This is a genomic window from Kaarinaea lacus, from assembly GCF_975902315.1.
The window spans coordinates 1-5476 of the sequence record NZ_CDLKIE010000091.1 but is presented as its reverse complement, the minus strand read 5'-3'; the positions used below and the strand labels follow the sequence as shown (position 1 = coordinate 5476).

Genomic DNA, 5476 nt, shown 5'->3' with positions numbered 1-5476 from the left:
CCTTCCATTGCCGCCGCCACGGTGCCCGAATACAATACATCATCACCCATATTGGAACCGGCATTGATTCCGGCAATGACCATATCGGGTTCAACTTCTAATAAACCCGTTATGGCAAGATGGACACAATCAGTGGGCGTACCATCAACGCTAATAAAGCCATTGTCCATAGTTTGCGGACGCATCGGTGAATCCAGCGTCAAAGAATTACTGGCACCACTGCGGTTGCGATCAGGTGCAACCACATCAACATCAGAAATGGATTGAAGCATAGCGGCGAGAGCTTTAAGCCCGGGTGCTTGATAACCGTCGTCGTTACTCAGTAAGATACGCATTAATCAGGTCGGAACATAACCGTTAAATATCGTTGTTAGCGCAGGATTATACGCGAAACTTCTACAGTCTCACATAGCATGACCAGGAAAAATTCCTCAATAAACGATGAAGATGCCGAATTGTTCCAGGAAATGATGGAAGGCGTGAAACCGTTAGCACAGGAAAAAATTGATCCGGATAGCGCACCGCTGTCACCTAAAGTCAAAAGACCTGAAAAAGCCGTTAAGAAGCACCTCAAGTTTGGCGAACTGGACTATGCGCCTGCTGTTGCCGCAGATGAAACCCTGTCTTTTGCGCGTGATGGTGTTCAGCAAAAAGTCATAGCAAAACTTAAAAAAGGTCAGTTTCCCATCGAAAGTAAAATTGACTTGCACGGTTCTACTGTCAACCAGGCTGGCGCCAGGCTGCAGCAGGCTATCAATAATGCGGTTGCCGGTAAGCAACGTTGTGTTTTGGTGGTTCATGGCCGTGGCAAAGGATCCTTTGACAACAAACCAGCCATCAAAACCCATGTCAATCAATGGTTACGTGATTCTGTAAACGTACTCGCCTTCTGTTCGGCACAATCGCATCACGGCGGGACGGGGGCAGTTTATGTATTATTGAAACGGCAACGAGAGGAATAGCTTTATACTGAACAAATTTTACAACCGATCAATTATAAACCACTAACTCCCGTAACACCGACGTCGCATAACTCCCCGCCGGCAACTTAAAGTTTAATACCACATCACCTCCCTGCCAGTGCCAGTCCAAATCTTCAACGTGAACTCGTAACGCACGCCGTTCCTGTTTTAGTCCAGTATCGACCAGCGCCTCACACCATTCCCGATGTAACTGAGCGATTTGCATTTCAGTCGCTAACGCATCAAGACTTGTCATAAGATCTCCACTTCCCCACATCGGGCCGGTGGGATGGATATCAAATTCATTAACGCGACGAATAATTTGCGCATCGATCACTTCGGAAGTAAACACACTATGGCTGCCTTCCAGCATGAACACATCACCAGCAACAGGATGATTCCAGGTTTTATCGAGCACACGTTGTGATAACACCTGGTTGAATAAGAAAGACCGCACTGCGGATAGATAAATGCCGCGCAAATGGCGGTTAATGCGCTTTTTTTTGAGGCTGGATTCATTCTTTTCGAGAAACAGTTTTTCCGCCTGTTTCAGGTTGGCATCGTTGCGGCCAAAACGTTGTTCGCCGAAATAATTCGGTGCTCCGTGAGACTGGATATACTCGAGACGTTGCGTGAGATCCCGCTCGTCGCCGTTGAACTCTTTTAGCGTTAATTGAAAATAATTATAACGAACGGCGCCACGTTTTAATTTTCGTCCATGCCGGACTGTCTCGCGAACCTTGATATCTTCGCTGCTTAACAGAGACCAGTCCGGTTCGGGTTTACCGGCAAGATCAACGCTGAACCACTGCGTCGTGACCGCATGACGATCCTTCAGACCGGCGTAACCTATAGCAAGTGGTTTGGTACCCGCAAATTTCGCCAGTTGTTTTGCCAGATCATCCGTATTGAGATTGCGTTTTTCCAGATATAAATAGACATGCTGGCCGTTACCATCCAGGTTAAAAGTTAATTGCTCCCTGACCTGAAAATCTTCCGGCTGTTGGCGTATCCTGGCCGTTGACTCGGGCTGGCCTAATGCATAGTGAAGTTGAGAAAGGTGAGATATGTGCGACAAAAGAAGACCAGAATGGCGGCTAATCCGATGACTCTTTCAACAGCACAACAGCATGTACTTCAACACCTTCGCCACGCCCTACAAAACCCATACCTTCTGTTGTGGTCGCTTTTACACTGACGCGCTCAACAGGCAATGCAAGATCTTCACTAATATGCTGTCGCATGTTGTCGATATAGGGCGCCAGTTTAGGTGCCTGTGCTGCTATTGTCACATCGACATTGGAAACCGTATATTGCTCATTTGATATAAGCGCAGCGACTTTCTGTAAGAGCAATCGACTGCTAATGCCTTTATATTCATCACTGGTATCAGGGAAATGCTTGCCAATATCACCTAAGGCAGCGGCGCCCAGCAAGGCATCACACAAGGCATGCAATAACACGTCACCATCGGAGTGTGCTTCAAAACTTTTTTCAAAGGGTATGTCGACGCCACCTAGAACGATACCCTTACCTTCCTTAAAGCGGTGTGCGTCGTAACCGTGTCCGATTCTCATGAGGCAGTTCCTTTACTGGCTTTCCATTCGCGACAAATAAAACTCGGCTAAGGATAAATCTTCCGGGGTAGTAATTTTAATATTATCCGTACGGCCTTCTACAAGCTTGGGATGATAACCCGCATGCTCCACAGCGGATGCTTCATCGGTAACCAGGAAACCGTCCTCAATCGCTTTATTTAATGCATCGCGTAACAGGTGTAAACGAAACATCTGGGGGGTTAACGCGTGCCAGAGCTGATTTCGCTCCACCGTCTCGACTACACGCTGCTTGTCGTCCGATCGTTTCATCGTATCTTTTACCGGGTAGGCCAGCAAGCCTCCAACCATGTGATCCGACAATTGGTTAATTAGCTTATCAAGATCTTCATGGCGCAAACACGGTCGAGCCGCATCGTGCACCAGTACCCAGTCCTGCTCGGTGCCTTGCCGGCTTACTTCATACAGGGCATTCTTCACGGAATGACAGCGCTCGTCACCACCCAGGGTTTTTATAATGGGTTTATCGGTTTGAAACTGAAGCTCATCCCATTGCTGGTCATCGGCAGCAAGCGCAACAACCACACCATCAATCTTTGGGTGCGTAATCAAACGTTCAATAGTGTGTTCAAGAATAGCTTTGCCCTGAATTTGCAGATACTGCTTGGGCATATTCGCAGCCATGCGTGACCCACTACCCGCAGCAGGCACTACAGCCCAGTTGGAAATTATTGAAGACATGATCTGTTAGCAAGTTTTCAAGAAGTGAAACAAGTTATTCTTTCTGATCTTCACTTTCAATGATCTGGTAAAAGGTTTCATCCTTTTTAATCATGCCAAGTTCGCTGCGCGCCCGTTCTTCGATCGCTTCGAGGCCCTGTTTTAGATCCTGCACCTCAGCTTCCAGTGCGGCATTGCGCTCACGGAGTTTTTCGTTTTCTTTTTGCTGCGCTTCTATGGCCGATTGGAGCTGCCACACTTCACGCATATTGCCATCGCCAAACCAGAGTTTGTATTGCAATACCAGCAATAAAACGATCAGGATGGCAATAAGCGCTTTCATTAACTCCGGTTGTTATTGATCATAACTATAAATCAATAGCCAATGATCATTTTAGTTGAGGGAAGGCATCACGCCCAGGGTAGTGAGCCCGTTGGCCCAGTTCTTCTTCAATCCGAATCAACTGATTGTACTTGGCGATACGGTCGGATCGTGACAGGGAGCCGGTTTTGATTTGTCCTGCATTGGTAGCTACTGCCAGGTCAGCTATGGTTGCATCTTCCGTTTCACCGGAGCGATGGGAAATCACCGCAGTGTAACCGGATTGCCTGGCCAGATTAATGGCATCCAGAGTTTCCGTGAGGGTACCAATTTGATTGACCTTGATGAGTATGGAATTGGCAATGCCCTTATCGATACCTTCTTGCAGGATTTTCGAATTAGTGACAAACAAATCATCGCCAACAAGTTGTACTTTGTCGCCCAATCTTTCAGTCAGTTTTTTCCAGCCGTCCCAGTCGTTCTCGTCCATGCCATCTTCAATACTGAGGATTGGATATTTGTCCACCCAGGATGCTAAGACATCAATGAATTCTTCCGATGTCAGGCTCTTACCTTCTGAAGCCAGCTCATACTTACCATCTTTGTAGAATTCCGAACTTGCGGCATCGATACCAATGAAAATATCACTGCCGGCTTTGTAGCCCGCTTTGTCCACAGCTTCCAATATGACTTCAATCGCCGCTTCATTGGAGGGCAAGTCCGGGGCAAAACCACCTTCATCACCTACTGCCGTGTTCAATCCACGACTGTTTAAGACTTTCTTCAGGGCATGGAATATTTCGGCACCATAACGAATAGCTTCTGATAAGCTTGGCGCACCCACCGGCATGATCATGAATTCCTGCAGATCCACACTGTTGTCCGCGTGGGATCCACCGTTGATGATATTCATCATGGGTACAGGCATAGTGAAGTTTTCACCTTGACCCAGGTAGCGATACAAGGATTCCCCTTTTTCAATAGCCACCGCTTTGGCACTGGCCATAGAGACCGCTAACAGCGCGTTCGCACCCAGACGTGCTTTGTTGGGAGTACCATCCAGTTCGATCATTCGATTATCAATGTTGGCCTGATGCGCCGCATCGTGCCCCAACAGTGCTTCACGAATTTCACCGTTCACATTGGCAACGGCTTTTGTGACACCTTTACCCAAATAGCGACTTTTGTCATCGTCGCGCAGTTCTATGGCTTCTCGTGAACCGGTGGATGCACCGGAAGGCACCGCCGCGCGACCTATCGCGCCACACTCAAGATAAACGTCCGCTTCAACGGTAGGATTGCCGCGGGAATCTATAATTTCTCTTGCTTTAATGTCCGTGATTATTGACCTTGTCGTCACTACTTTTTTACTCCGTCTTCTCTACGTTAATTTTTGATTGAGTTTTATATTACGTACTGTTGTTACTGAACGCTGTTTAAATCCCCCTTAATCCCCCTTTACAAAGGGGGAGACACCCCGGTTAATTCTTTTTTACTGGTTCGAATCTGCCTCGCAATTAGCCCGCTCTTTCTTTAGGGGGGGGCTGGGGAAAATTTCCCCGCTATTTACAAATGCCCAGTAAATTTCCATCTCTTACCTAGATCCCTCTCTTTCTTAAGGGGGCTGAGAGAGACTTTCTCCACCACATACACACTACCAGCAAGCTTCCACTTCTTACTAGATCCCCTTCTTTCTTAAAGATGCTGGGGGACACTTTCTTCGCCATTTACAAATCCCCAACAAGTTCCCGCCTCTTACTTAGATCCCCCTCTTTTTTAAAGAGGGGTTAGGGGAGATTTAAACAAACGCTTACACAACTTCGCCGTCCACTATTCCTCCGAATACTATTCAAACGAAAGTCGCAAATTTGTTATGGCCACGACGATAAATCTTGAAATACCATCCGGACTTTATT

General features: G+C 47.2%; 7 protein-coding genes. 1 reads left to right on the top strand and 6 read right to left on the bottom strand.

Annotated features, from left to right (window positions below):
- Nucleotides 1-335: 5'/3'-nucleotidase SurE (gene surE, locus ACWVCM_RS02200; RefSeq protein WP_455200068.1), on the bottom strand; the 335-nt coding region annotated here is incomplete at its 3' end.
- 78 nt (nt 336-413) lie between these two features.
- On the opposite strand from surE, the gene ACWVCM_RS02195 reads away from it, so the two are divergent.
- Nucleotides 414-962 (top strand): Smr/MutS family protein, encoded by a 549-nt coding sequence (locus ACWVCM_RS02195; protein ID WP_455200067.1) that lies wholly within the window; start codon nt 414-416, stop codon nt 960-962.
- A gap of 28 nt (nt 963-990) precedes the next feature.
- Here ACWVCM_RS02195 and truD read toward each other — a convergent pair whose 3' ends face one another.
- From truD to eno, 5 genes are read right to left on the bottom strand one after another with little or no spacing between them, the layout of a single operon-like run.
- On the bottom strand, nt 991-2040 hold the full coding sequence (truD, locus tag ACWVCM_RS02190; protein ID WP_455200066.1) for a tRNA pseudouridine(13) synthase TruD: 1050 nt from the start codon (nt 2038-2040) through the stop codon (nt 991-993).
- Nucleotides 2041-2059: 19 nt separating this feature from the next.
- Nucleotides 2060-2539 (bottom strand): 2-C-methyl-D-erythritol 2,4-cyclodiphosphate synthase, encoded by a 480-nt coding sequence (gene ispF, locus ACWVCM_RS02185; RefSeq protein WP_455200065.1) that lies wholly within the window; start codon nt 2537-2539, stop codon nt 2060-2062.
- A gap of 12 nt (nt 2540-2551) precedes the next feature.
- Nucleotides 2552-3259: a 2-C-methyl-D-erythritol 4-phosphate cytidylyltransferase gene (ispD, locus tag ACWVCM_RS02180; protein WP_455200064.1), complete on the bottom strand. Its 708-nt coding sequence runs from the start codon at nt 3257-3259 to the stop codon at nt 2552-2554.
- Nucleotides 3260-3293: 34 nt separating this feature from the next.
- The gene (gene ftsB, locus ACWVCM_RS02175; protein WP_455200063.1) at nt 3294-3581 is read right to left on the bottom strand and encodes a cell division protein FtsB; all 288 of its coding nucleotides are present in this window, start codon (nt 3579-3581) and stop codon (nt 3294-3296) included.
- Between the two features lie 46 nt (nt 3582-3627).
- The gene (gene eno / locus ACWVCM_RS02170; protein WP_455200062.1) at nt 3628-4920 is read right to left on the bottom strand and encodes a phosphopyruvate hydratase; all 1293 of its coding nucleotides are present in this window, start codon (nt 4918-4920) and stop codon (nt 3628-3630) included.
- Between the last annotated feature and the right edge of the window lie 556 nt (nt 4921-5476).